The organism is Stappia sp., from assembly GCF_965276915.1.
In the GTDB taxonomy this organism is placed as follows: domain Bacteria; phylum Pseudomonadota; class Alphaproteobacteria; order Rhizobiales; family Stappiaceae; genus Stappia.
On record NZ_OZ255709.1, the window covers coordinates 4640521 to 4658033 of the forward strand.

At 68.7% G+C, this 17513-nt stretch carries 17 protein-coding genes; 6 read left to right on the plus strand and 11 right to left on the minus strand.

All coding sequences use genetic code 11. The features are described from left to right. Positions 1 to 57: 57 nt before the first annotated feature. The 3 genes from ACQY46_RS21690 to ACQY46_RS21700 all read right to left on the minus strand — a co-directional run bounded on the left by ACQY46_RS21690 (position 58) and on the right by ACQY46_RS21700 (position 3553). On the minus strand, positions 58 to 2076 hold the full coding sequence (locus ACQY46_RS21690; protein ID WP_428698040.1) for a vWA domain-containing protein: 2019 nt from the start codon (positions 2074 to 2076) through the stop codon (positions 58 to 60). Positions 2077 to 2239: 163 nt separating this feature from the next. Next, a complete protein-coding gene (locus tag ACQY46_RS21695; RefSeq protein WP_428698041.1) occupies positions 2240 to 2929 on the minus strand; it encodes an MOSC domain-containing protein in 690 nt (229 codons plus the stop codon). Between the two features lie 48 nt (positions 2930 to 2977). Then, positions 2978 to 3553, minus strand: a complete 576-nt coding sequence (locus ACQY46_RS21700; protein WP_428698042.1) for a MarR family winged helix-turn-helix transcriptional regulator — start codon at positions 3551 to 3553, stop codon at positions 2978 to 2980. Between the two features lie 124 nt (positions 3554 to 3677). Here ACQY46_RS21700 and ACQY46_RS21705 point away from each other — a divergent pair, with 124 nt between their 5' ends. After that, a complete protein-coding gene (locus tag ACQY46_RS21705) occupies positions 3678 to 4457 on the plus strand; it encodes a hypothetical protein (protein WP_428698043.1) in 780 nt (259 codons plus the stop codon). A gap of 117 nt (positions 4458 to 4574) precedes the next feature. On the opposite strand, the gene ACQY46_RS21710 is transcribed toward ACQY46_RS21705, so the two are convergent. Genes ACQY46_RS21710 through ACQY46_RS21730 form a run of 5 tightly spaced genes read right to left on the minus strand, consistent with a single transcriptional unit; the run spans position 4575 to position 8530 of the window. After that, positions 4575 to 5849: an ABC transporter substrate-binding protein gene (locus tag ACQY46_RS21710; protein ID WP_428698044.1), complete on the minus strand. Its 1275-nt coding sequence runs from the start codon at positions 5847 to 5849 to the stop codon at positions 4575 to 4577. Positions 5850 to 5882: 33 nt separating this feature from the next. Further along, on the minus strand, positions 5883 to 6302 hold the full coding sequence (locus tag ACQY46_RS21715; protein ID WP_428698045.1) for a hypothetical protein: 420 nt from the start codon (positions 6300 to 6302) through the stop codon (positions 5883 to 5885). Continuing rightward, positions 6299 to 7369: an aldo/keto reductase gene (locus ACQY46_RS21720; protein ID WP_428698046.1), complete on the minus strand. Its 1071-nt coding sequence runs from the start codon at positions 7367 to 7369 to the stop codon at positions 6299 to 6301. The genes ACQY46_RS21715 and ACQY46_RS21720 overlap by 4 nt, the downstream gene beginning before the upstream one ends. A 4-nt stretch (positions 7370 to 7373) precedes the next feature. Further along, entirely contained in the window at positions 7374 to 7766 is a 393-nt protein-coding gene (locus tag ACQY46_RS21725) for a TIGR04076 family protein (RefSeq protein WP_428698047.1), read from the minus strand. Next, positions 7763 to 8530, minus strand: a complete 768-nt coding sequence (locus ACQY46_RS21730; RefSeq protein WP_428698048.1) for a GntR family transcriptional regulator — start codon at positions 8528 to 8530, stop codon at positions 7763 to 7765. Before ACQY46_RS21730 ends, ACQY46_RS21725 begins: the two co-directional genes overlap by 4 nt. Before the next feature lie 313 nt (positions 8531 to 8843). On the opposite strand from ACQY46_RS21730, the gene ACQY46_RS21735 reads away from it, so the two are divergent. Genes ACQY46_RS21735 through ACQY46_RS21755 form a run of 5 tightly spaced genes read left to right on the plus strand, consistent with a single transcriptional unit; the run spans position 8844 to position 13879 of the window. Further along, positions 8844 to 9710 (plus strand): ABC transporter ATP-binding protein, encoded by an 867-nt coding sequence (locus ACQY46_RS21735; protein WP_428698049.1) that lies wholly within the window; start codon positions 8844 to 8846, stop codon positions 9708 to 9710. After that, positions 9707 to 10498 carry an ABC transporter ATP-binding protein gene (locus tag ACQY46_RS21740; RefSeq protein WP_428698050.1) on the plus strand — a complete coding sequence of 264 codons (792 nt, stop codon included), beginning with the start codon at positions 9707 to 9709 and terminating at the stop codon, positions 10496 to 10498. The genes ACQY46_RS21735 and ACQY46_RS21740 overlap by 4 nt, the downstream gene beginning before the upstream one ends. Then, complete coding sequence (locus tag ACQY46_RS21745; protein WP_428698051.1) at positions 10495 to 11406, plus strand: branched-chain amino acid ABC transporter permease; 912 nt, start codon at positions 10495 to 10497, stop codon at positions 11404 to 11406. The genes ACQY46_RS21740 and ACQY46_RS21745 overlap by 4 nt, the downstream gene beginning before the upstream one ends. Next, positions 11403 to 12413: a branched-chain amino acid ABC transporter permease gene (locus ACQY46_RS21750; protein ID WP_428698052.1), complete on the plus strand. Its 1011-nt coding sequence runs from the start codon at positions 11403 to 11405 to the stop codon at positions 12411 to 12413. The genes ACQY46_RS21745 and ACQY46_RS21750 overlap by 4 nt, the downstream gene beginning before the upstream one ends. Next, the gene (locus ACQY46_RS21755; protein ID WP_428698053.1) at positions 12410 to 13879 is read left to right on the plus strand and encodes an aldo/keto reductase; all 1470 of its coding nucleotides are present in this window, start codon (positions 12410 to 12412) and stop codon (positions 13877 to 13879) included. The genes ACQY46_RS21750 and ACQY46_RS21755 overlap by 4 nt, the downstream gene beginning before the upstream one ends. Positions 13880 to 13909: 30 nt before the next feature. Here the strand turns inward: ACQY46_RS21755 and ACQY46_RS21760 are convergent, their stop codons facing one another. The 3 genes from ACQY46_RS21760 to ACQY46_RS21770 form a co-directional block, all read right to left on the minus strand. Beyond that, on the minus strand, positions 13910 to 14827 hold the full coding sequence (locus tag ACQY46_RS21760; RefSeq protein WP_428698054.1) for a glycosyltransferase domain-containing protein: 918 nt from the start codon (positions 14825 to 14827) through the stop codon (positions 13910 to 13912). A 106-nt stretch (positions 14828 to 14933) separates the two neighbouring features. Then, positions 14934 to 15686 carry a DUF1028 domain-containing protein gene (locus tag ACQY46_RS21765; protein ID WP_428698055.1) on the minus strand — a complete coding sequence of 251 codons (753 nt, stop codon included), beginning with the start codon at positions 15684 to 15686 and terminating at the stop codon, positions 14934 to 14936. 16 nt (positions 15687 to 15702) lie between these two features. Then, on the minus strand, positions 15703 to 17490 hold the full coding sequence (locus ACQY46_RS21770) for a gamma-glutamyltransferase family protein (protein ID WP_428698056.1): 1788 nt from the start codon (positions 17488 to 17490) through the stop codon (positions 15703 to 15705). Positions 17491 to 17513: the final 23 nt, after the last annotated feature.

Consider the following 17513-nt stretch of genomic DNA (forward strand, 5'->3'; position numbering starts at 1 on the left):
AAAACGGGGCGTCGGAGCGCCCCGTTTCCTGTTTTGCGTGATTGATGCGCGGACCGGCTACTTCACCGTCACCGGCACCCGGGCAACGACGCGCGCCTCTCCCGCGGCGATGACGAAGCGCAGTTCGTACGCCCCCGGCTCGGCAGGCGCCATGACGGAGATCCGCCCATCGGCGATGTTGTCCGTCGTGTTCCAGGCACCGCCGACATAGGCGGCGGGCCCCTCGCCCGGCCGGGCAAAGCCGACCCAGTTGGATGTGCTGGCGGGCCCTTGCGCAACGACCGAGAGCTCGGCTCCCGCCGCGACCTCGGGCGGTGCTTCGAGCCGGATCTCCGGCTCGGTGACGGTCACCGGCACGGAGGCCAGCACCTTCGTCCCGTCCGCGGCGGAGAGCACATAGCGCAGCTCATAAGCGCCCGCGCTCGCCGGCACCGCCAGCCGCACGCTGGGAGCATCCGGTGTCGCCCAGCCGAGATATTCCGACGGCGGCGCGCCAACCGGCGCGAAGCCGATCCAGTCGGACGCACCGCCCGGGCCGGTCCAGGCAACGTCGACATGCCCGCCGGCGACCGGCTCGCCGGTCATGGCAAGGGTGGCCGGGGCCTCCACCACCTTGAACGGCTTGCGGATCATGACGGTGTTGTCGTTGCCCGCCACATAGACCGCCTCGTAGGTGCCCGGTTCCCCCGGCGCCTGCATGGAAAGCTTCGCCCCGTCGCGGGTATAGGCATAGCGGTTGCCGTGCTCGTCGGCTGTGCCGCCGGGCACAACGAAGGCAAGGAAGTCGCCGTCGCCGTCCGGCCCGCGCCAGCTGACACCGGTCATCGAGCCGGCGGGAAGCTCCGCCGCCATGTCGATGGCAAGGTCCGCCGGACCCACCTCGATGTCCGCCCTCGCGATGGTCCGGTCTCCCCCCTTCGCCCAGACATAGGCAACGGCGTAGCTGCCCGGCTCGGAAGGCAGGCGCATGGCCAGCGGGCTGCCCTCGCGCGTGTAGTCCCAAAGGTCCGTTTCCAGCCGTTCGCCGTCCGGCGTCACGATGCGCAGGAAGTCGCCCTCCTCCATTGGGCCGGTGAAGGCAACCGAAAGGGTCGAGGAAGCGGACCCGCCGCTCGCGGCCGGCGTGACGCTCGCCTCGGGAACGTCGCTGGCCAGCTTGACCACCACCGAAGCCCCCTCGCCGCCGATGCTCACCTCGACGCCGCCGGCGCGCGCGCCGGACGTGGCGGTGACGACATAATCGCCCGGCTCCAGGTCCATCTTCGCGCCGTTGCCGCCAAGGGTGGCCACGAGCCGCTCGTCGGAAGCATCGACAATGTTCCAGTCGACACTGCCGGTGACCGCGTTGCCGGTCTCCGCCTCCACCGCTGTGAAGGTGACCGGGAAGCCCGGCGGCACATCGGCGGTCTCGACGGTCGAGGCCTTCAGCGCCGCGGCCAGTTCCCCGGCATCGCGCGCATTGTGGTATTGCCCACCGGTCGCCGAGGCGATGCAGGCGATCTTCGCCTGGTCGGCACGCGAGGCGATGTCGAAGCCGATGACATGGGCGGTGAAATCGATGCCGCCCGCCGCCAGTTCCCGGGCCAGCGCGCAAGGGTCGCCGCCGCAGGTCTCGATGCCGTCCGACACCAGCACCAGACGCGCCGGCCGGTCATTGGCATTGAGCGTTGCGGCCGCCTGGCGCAGCGCCTCGGTGATCGGTGTCTTGCCGCGCGGCTTCATGGCGGCGACGGCACGCGCAAGCGCGCCGCGATCGAGCGGCGTGACCGGCTGCACCAGCTGCACGTCGCCGCAGTCGCCGGTACGCCGGTGGCCATAGGCCATCAGACCGGTCGGCGCACCGGCCGGCAGGCTTTCGGCAAGCGTTTCCAGCGCCTCGCGGGCGATCTCGACCTTGGCCCGTCCCTCGATCTGGCCCCACATGGAGTTCGACATGTCGATGACGATGAGCGTATCCGGCTGACTGTCCTGGGCCCGGCTTGCCGAGAAGGGGGGAGTTGCGGCGAGAAGGGCCGCCAGCGCAAGGTGCGGCAAGCCGCGCCCCGGCGGCGAGGGAAAACGTCGTGATTTCTGCAAGCTGAAACCTCCACAAGTCGAAAGGCATGAAGAATGAAAGGCGGCAGGCGCCGACGCGCCATGCCGGGCAGCTGACACTTTAGCGGCCATTCGCCGCCCGGGTGTGACGCCCGTCACACGGGGGCGGCGCGCATCTCGCGGGTGCAGCAGCCGAAGCAGGCGATCAGGCGCCGGAAAGACGCGCGCCCGTGTCCTCGACGAAGGCCGGATCGGTCTTCTTCAGGAAGCTCTTCCGCCAGCTTTCGGACAACTCCGGCAAGGCGGCGATGGCGGCGGCCACGGCCGGATCGAGGCGCGAATCGAAACGAGCCGCGATGACACGCGACAGCGGCCAGTCCGGGTGTCGCCGCTCGGTCAGGGCAACGGCATCGCCGACGGCCACCTCGCCCGGCTCGATCACCCGGTAGTACCAGCCCGTACGCCCGCTTTTTTGCAGGCGTGCGGCCATCTCGCCAATGCCGGTATGGGCGGAGAGCTTCCAGCAGGGCTGGCGCCCCTGGCAGATCTCGACAAGCGCCGCGCCCAGCCGCAACCGGTCGCCGAGGCAAATATCCGCCTCGGTGAGGCCCGTGGTCGAGACATTCTCGCCGAAGCCGCCGGCGCAGAAGGTCACCGCATGTTCCGGCCAGGCGTCCGCCCAGGCGGCATAATGGTCGGCCGGGTAGTGGTGCAGCGCCTTTTCCGGACCGCCATGGACGGTGCGATCGGCCTGCTCGTCGCCGGCAAGTCCCTCAAGGCCCAGCATCAACGGGCCGGCAACCGCCTCCTTGCCGATCGCCGAGGGCGGCCTGCCCTCCCAGCGGTCCCGGGCGCGGCCGGTATGGAGCGAGGTGATCCGCGTCAGCATGGTCATCGATGGCAGTCCTTGATGGGAGGGGAATATCAGCGGCGGGATGGATCGTCAGGCAGCGTGTTCGTGGCAGATCCGGTCGGCCTCGTGCGGCGCCAGCGGCAGGTCGAGCAGACGGCAATGGCCGGCACCCTCCACCCCCGCCGGGCGATGGTGGCGGCAGGTGCGGCAAAGCCCGAAACCGCGGCCGCCCCGGGCCTCGATCAGCGTCGCCACCAGATCCGACAACCCGTCGGCCAAAGCCGCGACGCGCGCCTCTGGCAGGACCGCAAGGGCCTCGCCGAGCACCCGCTGGCGCGACAGCGCCGCCTGCCCCTCAGCGGTGATCTCGTAGGAAATGCTGCGCCTGTCGCCATCCGAGGCCGCTTCCTCGACCAGCCCCTTGCGGGCCAGCGCCTTCAGCGTCTGGGAGACCGTGCCGCGCGTCGCGGCGAGGTAATCGGCCACCTGCGAGGGCGCGCGCGAGAACCGGTTGGCGCGGGCCAGATAGGACAGCGCCGTCCACTGCGTCGGATTGAGATCGTCGGCCCAGTCGCCGGCTGCCTGCAGCCGGGCGAGGCGTTCAAGCAGGGCTTCGGCGCGTTGCCGCGGGTCTGCGTCGGCGGAATGGGGAGAGGAGCGATTCATGGCCGCAATCATAGCGAGTCGACATCCCCCTTGCAATAGTATCGACTCGCTACTACTTTGCGATCCCGACGCCGCAAGGCGCGGCCGGTGCATCCCGCATCCGGCCTTGAAACGGGAGGGCACGATGTCCCTGAAACAGACAATGACGATGTGTGGCGCCGCCCTCGGGCTGGCGCTGGCAAGTGCGGCAACCGGCGCGCTCGCCGATGCCGGTCATGGTAAGACGGCGGCCTCGATGGGCGATGCAGTGACGTCGCCGCGTGCGGAAGCCGTCAGCGCCGAGTTCGACATTCTCGCCGCCCATGTCCATCGCGACGGACGGCTCGTCACCTTCCACATGACGCTCGCCGGAGATGCGGGAACGAAACTGCCCGACCCGGCCGGCGCACTCGCCGGCGCACCGGTGCTCTCCTATGTCTGGCCGACCTCGCTCGATCCCGCCACGGTCGGTTTCGAGGGCGGTTCCGGTATCCTGGCGCTGGCGGCGACCAGCCATCCGGATTTCGACGACACGCCGCTCTACGACGAGGACGGCGACGGCGATCTCGCCAATGACGGCGCACGCTGGCACAGCCACTGGGTGGTGCTCGCCCCGAACGAGGCCTGCGGCGCGGGCGCGCTTGCCGTGCGCGACATACCCGACGGGGCGATGCCGGCGCTCCCCGTCACCTGGCCCGGCCTGCCGCTCTATATCGACAGCCCCGGCTACACGCCGCGTTTCGAGGGGCCGGAAATCCGCCTGACCGTGCCCTTCCGCGACGCGGAGGTCGTGACGGGCGCCGGCTATGACGGGGTGACGGCCGCGCTCCGGGTCCATGCCGACCTGCATGCGCCGCTGCTCTGCGTCACCGATGTCTTCGACGTCGCCTCCGGCGATCTCAGCCTGCCCGGCAAGGTGAAGTAGAGACAGGGAACGAAAAACGCCCGCGCCGGGGTCCGGCGCGGGCATCAAGGCTCAACGGGAGGCAGTCTTTTCGTGCACGGCGACCGACCGGCCGCACCGTGAACCGGGTCTGTCCCGTTACTTCGAGGCGAGTTCTTCCTTGACCGCCATGACGTCGGCCGCCGACATCTCGCCGACGGTCGTCACCTCGCCTTTCTGGATCTTCCAGAGACGGAAGGGACCGGTGATGTCGCCATACTGGTCGAAGCCGACCGGCCCGATGACACCCTCGTACTTGATCGCCTTGCCGTCCTTGATGAGGGCGAGTGCCCTGGCGAACTCCTCCTTGCCGGCAAAGATCGGCTCGCCGCCGGCGGCGACGACCTCAGGAATCGCGGCGCGGATCGCGGCGGACTCGCTGGATCCGGCCTTGGCGATGGCGAGACCGACAATGGCGCCGGCATCATAGGACCGGTCGGCGGCCGGGGCGCTCGGCTCGATGCCGCCGGAGAACTCCTTGTAGTTCTCGTAGAAATACTCGGTCGAGCGGGTCGGCGTCGTGCCCGAGGAGGTGCCGTAGGCGTTCTCCAGGAACTTGGCGCCGACGCTCTCGATGAAGTCGGTCGAGTTCATGCCGTCATTGAGCAGGAAGGTCTGCGGCCCGCCCTGCGAGATCCACGCCCGGGCAATCGTCGCCCCGTCGACCGGATAGCTGACGAGATAGAGCCCCTGCGGCTCGCCGGACATCGCCGCCGAGGCCTCGGCCGCATAGCTCGACTGCTTCTCGTTGTAGGGTGTCGTCGAGGTGATCGTACCACCGAGCTTTTCGTAGGCCGCCGAGAACTCCTTCGCCATGTTGACGCCGAAGTCGTTGTTGACGTGGATCAGGGCCAGCTTCGTCAGCCCCTGGTCGATGGCGTATTTCGCCGCCGCCGTGCCCTGCAACGCGTCGGACGTGATGGTGCGGAAGAAGTTGCCGCCGGTCTTGCCGTCGCGCGACAGCGCGGTCAGCGTCGGCGAGGACGAGGCGGGCGACACCTGCACGACGCCGGCCGGCGCCGTCACCGAGGTCAGCACCGGGATCGACACCGACGAGATGATGCCGCCGATGATCACCGGCACCTTCTTGATGTTGACGAGCTGCGTCGCCTGGTCGACGGCGACATTGCCCTGGCTCTGGCTGTCGCGCGTGTCGGTGACGAGCTTGCAGCCATCCTGCACGCCGCCCGCATCGTTGATGTCGCGGAAGGCCATCTCGACCGACTTGGCGCCGGCCTGGCCGTACTGGCCGGCCGGGCCCGTCAGCTCCAGCACGAGGCCGACGGTGATCTCGCAGGCGGAGGCGGAAGCGCTGCCGGCAAGCGCGGCGAACGCGCCCGCGGCAAGCGCCGAAGTCCATTTCATCTTTTGCATTGCAGTTCCCCTTCTCGTCATTGCGCCGCCGGATCACATGCCCGGTCGGTCGTTGATCCAGGTCTCCTGGACAAAGCGCCACGCCACCCCGTGGGGAGCGTCCTCATCCTTCACGAACAGCGCCGCCGCGCGGCGGACCGTCGCCGCACCGGCATGCTCCTGGCGTTCCAGATAGGTCATCAGCACCGCGTCATCGCGCTCCCAGAGCGGGGCGGACGCCTCGATCGCGATCGTGAAATCCCCGGTGATCCGCCCGTGCGCGGCACGCAGCATCGCGTCGAGCCCCGCCCGGTCCTGCATCGCGCCCTCGGGGTCAACGCGCACGAACCCCGCGTCGAAGGCGGCAAGCGCCGCGTTGTAACCGGCCTCGTCGGGACGACCGGCGAACCAGTCGACAAAGAAGTCGTGGCGGGCAACGATCTCGCGTTCCGCCATTTCGGCCAGCCCGCTCATGCCGCGCTCTTGTCGTTGAGATTGTATTTCATGATCCGCCCGTGACGGCCGTGGCGATCGCGCTCAAGCGTGTAGACATCGCCGTCGAGATCCCGCCGCGAGGCCAGCACCGAGGAGATACCGGCAATGTCGTCGCGCGTCAGGCGCAGCGCCAGAATGCCGAGATTGGAGGCGAGATGGCTGCGATTGCGCGCACCGACGATCACGGCGCCAACCTGCGGGCGGTCGAGCACATAACGGCTGGCGACGCTGGCGATGTCCGTGCCGTGACGATCGGCAACGAGTTTCAACGTCGCCAGCAGCGCCTGGAACAGATCCCATCCGCCGAAATCGTCGATGATCAGCTTGTATTTGACGAGCGAGCGATTCTCGAGCGCTTCGCCCGGATCCGGCCGGCCGAGCCATTTCTCGCTCAGGAAGCCGCCGGCAACGGTGCCGTAGCACAGGAAGGAGAGCCCGTGCCGCGCGGCAAGTCCCGCCATGCGCTTTTCGGCGCGCGCGTCGAGCACCGAGTACTGAACCTGCGCGGAGACGACCGGCACGCCGGCCGCCAGCATCGCGCCCAAATGGTCGCTGTCGAAATTGGTGACGCCGATATTGCGGATCTTGCCGGCCTGGCGCAGCTCCTTCAGCCACAACGCCACCTCCAGCCAGCCCGGCGCGTTGTAGTCCCACCAGTGGAACTGGACGAGATCGAGCGTCTCGCAGCGCAGCCGTGCCCGCGACCGGTCGATCAATGCCTCCACATGCGCCTTGTCGATGCCGATCAGCTTGTCCAGATCCGGCACCATCTTGGTATGCACGCGAATGCGCGACAACGCCTCGACGCCGCGCGCATTGCGATAGGCATCGCGAAACGCGCCGATCAGTTCCTCGACACCTGTGTAGATGTCGGCGCAGTCGAAGGTGGTGATGCCGGCATCGGCGAAGGCGATCATGTCCTCGATGGCGCCGGTCCGGTCGACAGTGCCGTGACCGCCGGCAAGCTGCCAGCCACCGCGGATGACGCGGGACACCGGAGCGCCGTCGCCGAGTGTCCAGGTTTCGGTTTCAGGCGCTTTGGTCACGGGATCACTCTTCGGCCAGGGGGGATTGAGAGGCGGGTGCGGCGCACTCCAGCGGCACCGCCGTCGTGCAGGCATGGGAAAACCGCCTGAGGCCGAGCCGGGTGATGCGCATCCGGGTCGGGCAATTGGGATCGGGACAGGCGACCTCGGCGTCGCTCGTCATCCAGTCATGGGCGTGGGTCGGGCGCTGCTTGGCGGCCAGCAGCGGCAGCACCGCGGCCAGCGAGTAGATCGAGAAGCCCTGGCCCGGCGGCAGGTGCAGCATCTCGCCGCGCAGCTCGAAATGGTCGCCGGGCTTTGCCCCGCAATAGATCGTCGCGCCTTCCGGCGCGACCACCTCGACCCGCAGATCGTGGAGCTCGAACGTATCGTCGATGGGCGCGCCTGTCGTGCTCATGGCCGGGCCTCCCCGCCCTCTTCCAGATGCCTGCGCAGGATGTCGAAGGCGCGGCCGATATCGGCCTTCAGCGCCGCTTGCGCAGCGACCGTATCGCGGCGCGTCACCGCCTCGACGATCTCGCGGTGGAAATGGGTGGCCGAGCCGTCCGCCACCTCGTCGAAAAGGCGGGCCGAGGCACGCAGGTAAGGCCCGGACTGCAGCCACAGGCTCTCGATGATCGGGATCAGCACCTGCGACCCGGCGGCGCGGTAGAGGGTGAAATGGAAGGCATGGTTGAGATCGGCGGCCTCGCCGGACATCTCGCGTCCCCTGGTCGCCAGCACCGCGTCGCAGGCATCGGTGAGACGCACCAGTTCGCCGACAAGCGCTTCGTCGACATTGGGGATGGCGAGCCCGATCGCTGCGCTCTCGATGATCGCCCGGGCACCGGCCAGATCCTCCAGCCGGTCGCGGGAAATCAGCGGTACGCGGATGGAGCGGTTCGGCATCGCCTCCAGCGCCTGCTCGGAGATCAGCCGGGCCAGCGCCTCGCGCACGGGCATGGTGCTGGTGCCGAGCCGGTTGGAGACATCGACGATGCGCAGCACCTCGCCGGGGTCGAACAGCCCCTGGATCAGGGAGCGGCGCAACTCGCCATAGACGCTGTCCTGCACGGTCTGCCGGCCGACGGGGTTGAGCGGGGCAAGCGCGCCCTCGCCGGGAGCGGCGGCAGGTTCCAGCCGCTGTATGCGAAACATTCCGGTCACGGCCCTGCCGGTCATGGCACCCTCTCCTGCCGCATCCGCCGGCGGCGTCTCTCGAGTCCCGCCCGCCCCGATCCCCCGCCCGGCGGGCGCCGTTTCGGCGCCGGCAGGCAGGGTCCGCCGCCCGGCACGGGCGCTTGTCCGGGCGAACGGCCCGCGCCGGAACGGACAATCCCCGTCGACCACGATGGCCGGCCGGGAACTCCCAGGAAGCTGACAAGCTATCTTTACAACCATTCACGATCTGTGATCAAGATATGTTTGATCAAACATCAAATGCATCCCGACGCCATGCGACGCGGAGATGCGGACGATCGGAAGGAGCGGCACCGTGCAAGGTGGCATGCAGGGCGACACGGAACGTGATCCGGGCGGTGATCCGGGCCACGACCCGGGTGAGGCGGGGCCGGCGACGACAAGTGCCGGCGGCGCCCCTCCGGTCCTGCAAGTTCGCGACCTCGCACGCCGCTTCGGCGGCAACCGCGCCGTCGACGGCATGTCGCTGGACCTTCATACCGGCGAGATCCTCGGCCTGATCGGCCCCAACGGCGCCGGCAAGACCACCTTCTTCAACCTTGTCGCCGGCAGCCTTGTCCCCGACAGCGGCGAGATCCGCCTCAAGGGCACGCCCGTCGAGGGACAGCCCGCTTCCCGCCGGCTTGCGATGGGGCTCGGCCGCACCTTCCAGATCCCGCGTCCCTTCGCCGGCATGAGCGTGCTCGACAATGTCATGGCCGCCGGCCAGAACCAGAGCGGCGAGGCCATCTTCCGCAACTTCCTGCAGCCGGGCACCGTGCGACGCGAGGAGCGGGCGGCGCGCGAACGGGCCCGCGCGCTGATCGACTTTGTCACGCTGTCGCATCTCGCCGACGCGCCGGCCCGGATCCTGTCAGGTGGCCAGCGCAAGCTGCTGGAACTCGCCCGCGTGATGATGGCCGAGCCGGCGGTGATCCTGCTCGACGAGCCGGCCGCCGGCGTCAATCCGGCGCTGCTCGACGTCATCGTCGAGCGCATCGTGGAGATCAACCGGATGGGCGTCAGCGTGCTCCTGATCGAGCACAACATGGACATGATCGCCCGGCTCTGCGGGCGCATCGTGGTGATGGCCGCCGGCCGCCAGCTTGCCGAGGGAACGCCGGGCGAGATCATGGCCAATCGCGAGGTGGTGGAAGCCTATCTCGGCGAGGTGGCTCCATGACCGCCTCCGCAAGCATGCCCTCGTCCTTCGCCACCCCGGCCCCGCCACTGTCGACGCGCGGTCTCATTGCCGGCTACGAACCGGACCTGCCGATCGTCAAGGGCATCGACTTCACGCTCAGGCAGGGCGAATTCGTCACCGTTCTCGGCCCCAACGGCGCCGGCAAGTCGACCTTCGTCAAGGCGATCGCCGGGCTCGTGCCCCTCCATGGCGGCACCCTGTCGCTCGCCGATGCCGACATCACCGGCTGTCCGCGACACGCGCTCGTTCGCAAGGGCCTCGCCTTTGTGCCGCAGACGGAAAACATCTTCGCCACCATGACGATCCGCGAGAACCTGCAGATCGCCGCGACCGTCCTGCCGAAACCGGTCCGCAAGGTCCGCATCGAGGCGATGCTCGACACCTATCCGGATCTGGCGAAGCGCCCCGGCGCCGTCGCCGGCGGACTTTCGGGCGGCCAGCGGCAGATGCTGGCAACCGCCCGCGCGCTGCTCGTCGAGCCACGCGTCCTGATCCTCGACGAACCGTCCGCCGGCCTTTCGCCGAAAGCCGTCGCGGAGGTCTTCGAGCGACTGGTGGCGATCAACCGCAGTGGCGTTCCGGTGCTTCTGGTCGAGCAGAACGTGCGCGCCGCGCTGCGCATCGCCCATCGCGCCGTGATCCTGGTCGACGGTCGCTTGCGCCACGACGCGCCGGCGGCGGAGCTTGCCGCCGATCCCGATATCGGCCGGCTGTTCCTCGGTGCTCATGGCACCGCCGCCCCCCGCAACGGAGACCCTGCTCCATGAGTGCCCAGATCCTGCTCGAGGGCCTCCTGGCCGGCGCCATGATCGGCCTTGGCGCCGTCGGCCTGACGCTGACCTACTCGATCCTGCGCTTCGCCAATTTCGCCCATGGCGAGCTGCTCGCCTGGGGGGCGTATCTCTCGCTCACCCTGTCACTGGCCATCGGCGCCATATCGGGCGCCAGCCTTGCCCCGCTCGGCCCCTTCAGCGTCTCGACCGGGCTGATCCTCGCCGGCCTTGCGGCGATGGCGCTGACGGCCCTGCTGGCGCTTGCCGTCGACGCACTGCTGTTTCGCCGCCTGCGCCGGCGCGGCGCGACCGCGATCATCGTGGTGATGGCAAGCTTCGGCGCCTCGATGGCGCTGCGCAGCCTGCTGGAATTCCTCTACACCTCGAAGCCCGCCTATTATTCGCGCGAGTTGCAGATCGCCATGCCGCTGCCCGGCGGCATCCGCGCCACGCCCGACCAGCTGCTGCTGATCGGCGCCGCCTTCCTCGCCGTCATCGCCGTTCACCTGCTGCTCACCCGCACCGACCTCGGCCGCGCCATGCGCGCGGTCAGCGAGAACCCGGCGCTTGCCGGCGTCGTCGGCATCGACACGGCGAAGGTGGTGCGCGCCGTGTGGATCATCGGCGGGGCGCTTGCCTGCACCGCCGGCACCATGTCGGGCCTTCTGGTGCAGATCCGCCCCTATATGGGTCTCGACCTGCTGCTGCCGCTCTTCGCCGCCGTCATCCTGGGCGGCATCGGCTCGGTGCCGGGCGCCATGCTCGGCGGATTGCTGGTCGGCCTGTGCGAGGCGCTCGCCGTGCAGACCATCGGCGCCGAGTGGCGGGCGGCCGTCGCCTTCTTCGTCATCACGCTGGTTCTGGTGATCCGCCCGACCGGATTGTTCGGGAGGCCCGCATGAGCCTGGAACTCCTCGCCTATTGCGCCTTTTTCCTCACCATCGCGCTGACCTATGCGGTGATCGTGCTCGGCCTCAACGTGCAATGGGGCCAGACGGGCCTCTTCAATGTCGGAGTTGCGGGCTTTGTCGCGGTCGGCGCCTATGCCTCGGCGATCCTGACCTCGCCCGCCGTCGAAGGCCGCTTCGGCGGCTTCGACCTGCCGATCCCGGTCGGCTGGGCCGGAGCTTTCCTTGTCGCGGGACTGCTGTCGGCGGCAATCGGCTGGCTGACCATGCGGCTGCGCGCAGATTATCTGGCGATCTCGACATTCGGCATCGCCGTCACCGTGCAACTGGCCGCGCTCAACCTGGAAAGCCTGACCGGCGGGCCCTTCGGCATCAGCCTGATCCCGCGCCCCTTTGCCGGATACGCAAGCGAGGCGCTTGTCTTCTCGCTTGCCAACATGGCGCTGCTCGTCGGCGTCGTCGCGGGGCTCTACCTGATGCTCGAGCATCTGGCGAAAAGCCCCTGGGGCCGGGCGCTGAGAGCGATTCGCGAGGACGAGGTGGCGGCCGAGGCGCTCGGCAAGAGCCCGCGCCGGTTCCGCATCGAGGCCTTCGCGCTCGGCGGCGCGATCATGGGCCTTGGCGGTGCGGCACAGGCCCATTTCATCGGTTTCATCGCCCCGGAGAACTACCTGCCGATGCTGACCTTCCAGGTCTGGGCGATGCTGATCGTCGGCGGCTCGGGCAACAATCGCGGCGCCATTCTGGGCGCGGTGCTCGTCTGGGCGCTTTGGGCTGCCTCCTCGGTGCTGGTCGAGGCGCTGGCACCGGCCGGCGAACAGGCGCGCGCGGCCTCGCTGCAGACCGTCATCATTGGTGTCGCGCTGTGTGCGATCCTGCTCTTCCGCCCGCAAGGGCTCCTCCCCGAACCGGGCGGCGCCCGCCGCCGCCTGCCCTTCCTTTCCAGATGGCGCGGAACCGCCGCCGCCGTCGCCACCACCACGGAACCCGACCGCACATGACCACCCGCCCCGAAACGACGAAGCTCGGCTTCGACCTGGAGATCAGCCGCATCCTCACCGGGCTGTGGCAGATCGCCGACATCGAGAAGGACGGCAAGCCCGTCGACCTCGATGCCGCCGCCGACCATCTCGCCGACTATGCCGCCGCCGGCTTCACCACGTTCGACATGGCCGACCATTACGGCAATGCCGAACTCGTCGCCGGCCGCCTGCTGGCCCGTTACGGCGAGGGCGCCGACCGCCCGCTCGCCTTCACCAAATGGTGCCCGGAACCCGGACCGATGACCGAGGAGGTGGTGCGCGCCGGCGTGCAGGAACGCCTCGACCGTCTCGGCGTTTCCCGTGTCGACCTGCTGCAGTTCCACTGGTGGACCTTCGAGCATCCCGGCTGGCTCGACGCGCTGAAGCACCTGGCGCAGCTGCGCGAGGAAGGGCTGATCGGCGAGATCGGGGTAACCAATTTCGATACCGCCCACCTGCATGTGGCGCTCGCCGAGAACCTGCCGATCGTCTCCAACCAGGTGTCGTTCTCGGTGGTCGACCGGCGGGCTGCGGGTGCGCTGAGCGACCTTTGCGCGCGCACCGGCGTGCGTCTTCTCGCCTATGGCACGCTGTGCGGCGGCTTCCTGTCCGAGCGCTGGCTCGGCAAGCGGGAACCGGCGGAGATCGCCGACTGGAGCCGGATGAAGTACCGGCGTTTCATCGACGCCGCCGGCGGCTGGGAGGCGTTCCAGGCGCTGCTTGCCGCGCTCGACGCGGTCGCCCGCAAGCACGGCGTCTCGATCTCCAACGTCGCCACCCGCTGGGTGCTGGAAACCCCGTCGGTCGCCGGCGTCATCATCGGCGCGCGCATCGGCGAGAGCGAGCACCGGGCCGACAACCTGAAGCTCTTCGGCTTCGCCCTCGACGATGAGGATCGCGCCACCCTCGAGGAGGCCTTCGCCGGCATGGCCCCGATCCCCGGCGATTGCGGCGACGAATACCGCCGCCCGCCCTTCCTCACCGCCTCCGGCGACCTCAGCCATCATCTGGAAAAGATCCCCAGCATCTACCAACCGGAACCGGTTCCCGGCCGCGCCAATCGCTGGCTTCTGTCGTCGGGAAGCATCTGGGAACCGCTGGCCGGTTTCAGCCGGGCGATGCGGGTCGGCGACCGCATCCTCGTCTCCGGCACCACGGCAACCCACGGCGCCGACCATTGCGTCGCCCCGGGCGATGCCGAGGCCCAGACCACCTATGTGCTGGACAAGATCGCCGCCGCGCTCGCCGCCTTCGGCGCCTCCATGCAGGATGTGGTCCGCACCCGCGTCTATCTGCAGGACGTCGGGGCCTGGGAAGGTCCCTCGCGCGCCCATGGCCGCGTCTTCGGCGACATTCGTCCCGCCAACACGACACTCGCGGTCGGCAGCCTGATCGGTGGCTACGAGGTGGAGATCGAGGTCGAGGCGATCGTCGACCCGCAGTAGTCCCCGCCCAAGGGGTCAGCCGAGGACGTGTCAGGCGAGGACGTGCCAGGCGAGGAAGCCGAGGCCGGCGAGCACCGCTGCCGGCAACACGCGAAAGGCGACCAGGCCGACAATATCCTCCAGCGGATAGGCCGGCCGGTCGAGCCACAGGGTCGGCCGGCTCTCGATGACATTGAGGATGTAGTTGCGCCGGTCGCGGCGACGCACCGGCAGGCGGGGCAGGTCGAACGGTAACATGTCGAGCACATGTGCCGTGCAGAGCCGGTTTTCCGCCGGAAAATGGAAGAAAAACGGCTTCCCGCCCGTGCGCGTGTTGACCAGATGGGCGCCGTCGAACCGGTAGAGCTTGCGTTCCAGCCCGGACTGGCAGGCGGAACTGGCGAAGATCTCCTGGTCACGGTCGAGGGCGGCGCGGCCGGGGTTTTCCAAAAACCACTTGTTGAAAAGCGTCTGGTCGCAATCGATGCCGGAGGCATAGTCGAGCTCGCTGAGCATCGCTGCAATGGCGCCGGCCTCCCCGACATAGCCGCCTGAGTTGAGGTAGCGGTACATGCCGCTCCGACCCGCCCCTTCCGGATAGCGGCGCGAGGCGGCAAGCCGTCCGGGAAGTTTCCAGGTGAAGCCGGGCTCGGTGGAGAGCACGATCCGGGCTGCGAAGCTGCGGAAGCGTTCGTGCAGCTCCGCCGGATCCCGGATCAGCACCACGTCGTAACCATCGGTGAAGACGACGATCTCGTCGGCGGGCAGCCCCGCCAGATGCGCGCCCAGCAGCCGCATCGCGGCGAGATGACCGGGATAGGGCGTTCCGGTCCACACAACCTCCGGCACGACGCCGAAGCGGGCGAGCGAGGCCCGGTAGCGCTTAAGGCCAGGCCCCTCGTGCGAGGCAAGCGTAACGAAACGCGGAAGCGCATCGACCGCCTTGGCCTCCCCACCTGCCCCGTTCATTTCCTCACCCCGTGCACCTCCCGCGCATCGACACAGTATCGGTGCGCATGACAGTCAGCCACGCATGCGCCGGTGAGGCAAGCCGGGTTCCGGCAAACGGCAGTCGTCAGACGGGCGGTGTGGCGAAAGAGGCGGAGGGGCGCCCCTCGCGCAGGCGCTCGGCCTCCAGCTCGGCGATCTTCAGGTCGATGACCGAGCGGTCGAGCATGCCGGAGACATTGTCAGAGGTCGGCAGTGTTTCCGCCACATGCAGATAGCGTTCGCCCGCCACCGCCAGCAACCGGCGCAACTCCGCCAGCGGGTCCGGGTGGTCGTCGGCGCGAATGTCGATCCACGGATAGGCCTCGCCGCGTACGATCCTGAGCGCCGCCGACTGCCTGCCGCGCCTGTCGCCGCCGGCGGCCTCGCCGGCCTCCATTGCGCCGAGCAGCCGGTCCGCGAAATCCTTCTCCGGATGCGCCAGATAGGTCTCGAGCGTTGCCGCCAGCACCTGTGGGCCGACCAGCATGTTGCCGGCAACCGAGACGCCCTCGCCAACGAGGTGCCCCGCCCAGTCGATGCATTTTTCGCCGGTGAAGACCGCGCTTCGCCCGGCCGCATCCATCACGTGGAGCTGTCGCGAGTGGGAGCCCGCATCGCGTGCCGTCATCGCCGCGACGACCTCTTCGGCCGAGGCGCCGGCCTGCAGCATCTTCATCCCGTCGATGCCGTAGAGCGGCGAGATGAAGGCCTGGCTGGCAATCGCCCCGACGCCGCCGGCCATGTAGGGCACCACGGCACCGACGGCGAAAAACCGGCTTGCGACCGCGATACCGAAATGACCCGTCGCCGGGTCGCGCGCAACAATCGAGTAGGTCATGCCGCTTCCCTCCCGTTCAGCGGCCGGCCGCATAGGCCTGCATCAGGCGCGGCGTCGCCGCCGCGCGCATGAGGCCGTTCTCGTCGCGCCGCGCCGCCGTCAACCGGCCGATGGACCAGTTCGGAGCCACCTCGAGCGAATGACCCCGCGCCTTCAGCGCCTCGATCACCGGAGCGCCAAAACTCTCCTCCAGCATGATGTGGCCCGGCTGGCGCTGGCGCGGATAGAAGGAGGCCGGGAAATGGGTGGTGTGGAACAGCGGCTGGTCGATCGCCTCCTGCAGGTTGAGGTCGTGATGGACAAGCCGGAGGAACAGCGACAGCTGCCACTGGTCCTGCTGGTCGCCGCCCGGCGTGCCGAAGGCGAGCGTCGGCCGGCCGTCCTTCAGCGCGATGCTCGGCGTCAGCGTCGTGCGCGGACGCTTGCCCGGCGCCAGCGTCGTCGGCAGGCCCTCTTCCAGCAAGAACATCTGGGCGCGGGAATTGAGGCAGAAGCCGAGCGCCGGAATGACCGGCGAGGACTGCAACCAGCCACCCGACGGCGTCGCCGAGACCATGTTGCCCCAGCGGTCGATGACATCGATATGGACCGTGTCGCCGCGCTTTTCCGAAAGATGCGCCATGGTCGGCTCGTAGACGCCGGTTGACGACACTCCGAGCCCTTCGACCACTTCCATGACGCGGGCGACCTGAGCCTCGTAGCCTGGAACCGTGCCGGGGCGCAGATCGAACGACGCGGTCTCGCCGATCAGCTTCCGCCGCTCGGCATTGTATGTGTCCGACAGAAGATGGGAGACCGGCACGTCCGAGAAGGCCGGATCGCCGTAATAGACCTCGCGGTCGGCATAGGCGAGCTTCATCGCCTCGGCGACCAGATGAACGAAATCGGCACCGACCGGATCGACGTCGGCAATGCCGGTCCCCTTCAGCAGGGCAAGCGACTGCAGCAGCACCGGCCCCTGGCCCCACGGCCCGGTCTTGGCGACCGTCCAGCCGTGATAATCATAGGTGGCCGGCGCTTCGCGGGTGGCGCTGTAGCCGGCAAGATCGGCAGCGTTCAGCACACCCTTGTGGCGGGTTCCGCTGCCATCCATCGCTTCGGTCTTCGACACGAACGCCTCGATCTCCTCGGCGACGAAACCGCGATAGAAGGCATCGCGCGCCGCCTCGATCTGTGCCTCGCGCCCGCTTCTCGCCTCCGCTTCCCGCAGCAACCGCTCCCAGGTATCGGCAAGCACCGGATTGCGGAACAGCTCGTCGGTCGACGGGGCCCGTCCGCCGGGACACCAGGTGGCGTGCGAGGTCGGCCATTCCTTTTCGAAGAAGCCGGCAAGCCCGGCGATGGTCGCCGAGACGCGGGCCAGCATCGGGTGTCCGTTGCGGGCATAGTGGATCGCCGGTTCCAGCACGTCGCGCAGCGGCAGCCGGCCGTGGTCGCGCAGCATCAGCATCCAGCCGTCGAAGGCGCCGGGGATGACGGTGGCAAGCAGCCCGTCGCCGGGGATCAGCGTGAGCCCCTCGCCGCGATAGTGCTCAAGCGTCGCGCCGGCCGGCGTCGGCCCTTGCGCGCAGATCACCTCGACCCGGTCGGAGGCCGCGTCATACTGGAGGATCGGCAAGTCGCCGCCCGGCCCGTTCAGATGCGGCTCGACCACCTGCAGGACAAAGCCCGTGGCGGCGGCCGCGTCGAAGGCATTGCCGCCCTTTTCCAGGATGCTCATGCCGACGGCGGTGGCGATCCAGTGGGTCGAGGTGACGACCCCGAACGTGCCCCGGATTTCCGGTCTGGTTGTGAAGCTGGACATCCGATCTCCCTTGGGATGATGGT

Bases quoted from the DNA above. Each gene is read 5' to 3' on its own strand.
- ACQY46_RS21695 (WP_428698041.1), bottom strand. From the start codon at position 2,929: ATGACCATGCTGACGCGGATCACCTCGCTCCATACCGGCCGCGCCCGG.
- ACQY46_RS21700 (WP_428698042.1), bottom strand. From the start codon at position 3,553: ATGAATCGCTCCTCTCCCCATTCCGCCGACGCAGACCCGCGGCAACGC.
- ACQY46_RS21705 (WP_428698043.1), top strand. From the start codon at position 3,678: ATGTCCCTGAAACAGACAATGACGATGTGTGGCGCCGCCCTCGGGCTG.
- ACQY46_RS21710 (WP_428698044.1), bottom strand. From the start codon at position 5,849: ATGCAAAAGATGAAATGGACTTCGGCGCTTGCCGCGGGCGCGTTCGCC.
- ACQY46_RS21715 (WP_428698045.1), bottom strand. From the start codon at position 6,302: ATGAGCGGGCTGGCCGAAATGGCGGAACGCGAGATCGTTGCCCGCCAC.
- ACQY46_RS21725 (WP_428698047.1), bottom strand. From the start codon at position 7,766: ATGAGCACGACAGGCGCGCCCATCGACGATACGTTCGAGCTCCACGAT.
- ACQY46_RS21730 (WP_428698048.1), bottom strand. From the start codon at position 8,530: ATGACCGGCAGGGCCGTGACCGGAATGTTTCGCATACAGCGGCTGGAA.
- ACQY46_RS21740 (WP_428698050.1), top strand. From the start codon at position 9,707: ATGACCGCCTCCGCAAGCATGCCCTCGTCCTTCGCCACCCCGGCCCCG.
- ACQY46_RS21745 (WP_428698051.1), top strand. From the start codon at position 10,495: ATGAGTGCCCAGATCCTGCTCGAGGGCCTCCTGGCCGGCGCCATGATC.
- ACQY46_RS21750 (WP_428698052.1), top strand. From the start codon at position 11,403: ATGAGCCTGGAACTCCTCGCCTATTGCGCCTTTTTCCTCACCATCGCG.
- ACQY46_RS21755 (WP_428698053.1), top strand. From the start codon at position 12,410: ATGACCACCCGCCCCGAAACGACGAAGCTCGGCTTCGACCTGGAGATC.
- ACQY46_RS21760 (WP_428698054.1), bottom strand. From the start codon at position 14,827: ATGAACGGGGCAGGTGGGGAGGCCAAGGCGGTCGATGCGCTTCCGCGT.
- ACQY46_RS21765 (WP_428698055.1), bottom strand. From the start codon at position 15,686: ATGACCTACTCGATTGTTGCGCGCGACCCGGCGACGGGTCATTTCGGT.
- ACQY46_RS21770 (WP_428698056.1), bottom strand. From the start codon at position 17,490: ATGTCCAGCTTCACAACCAGACCGGAAATCCGGGGCACGTTCGGGGTC.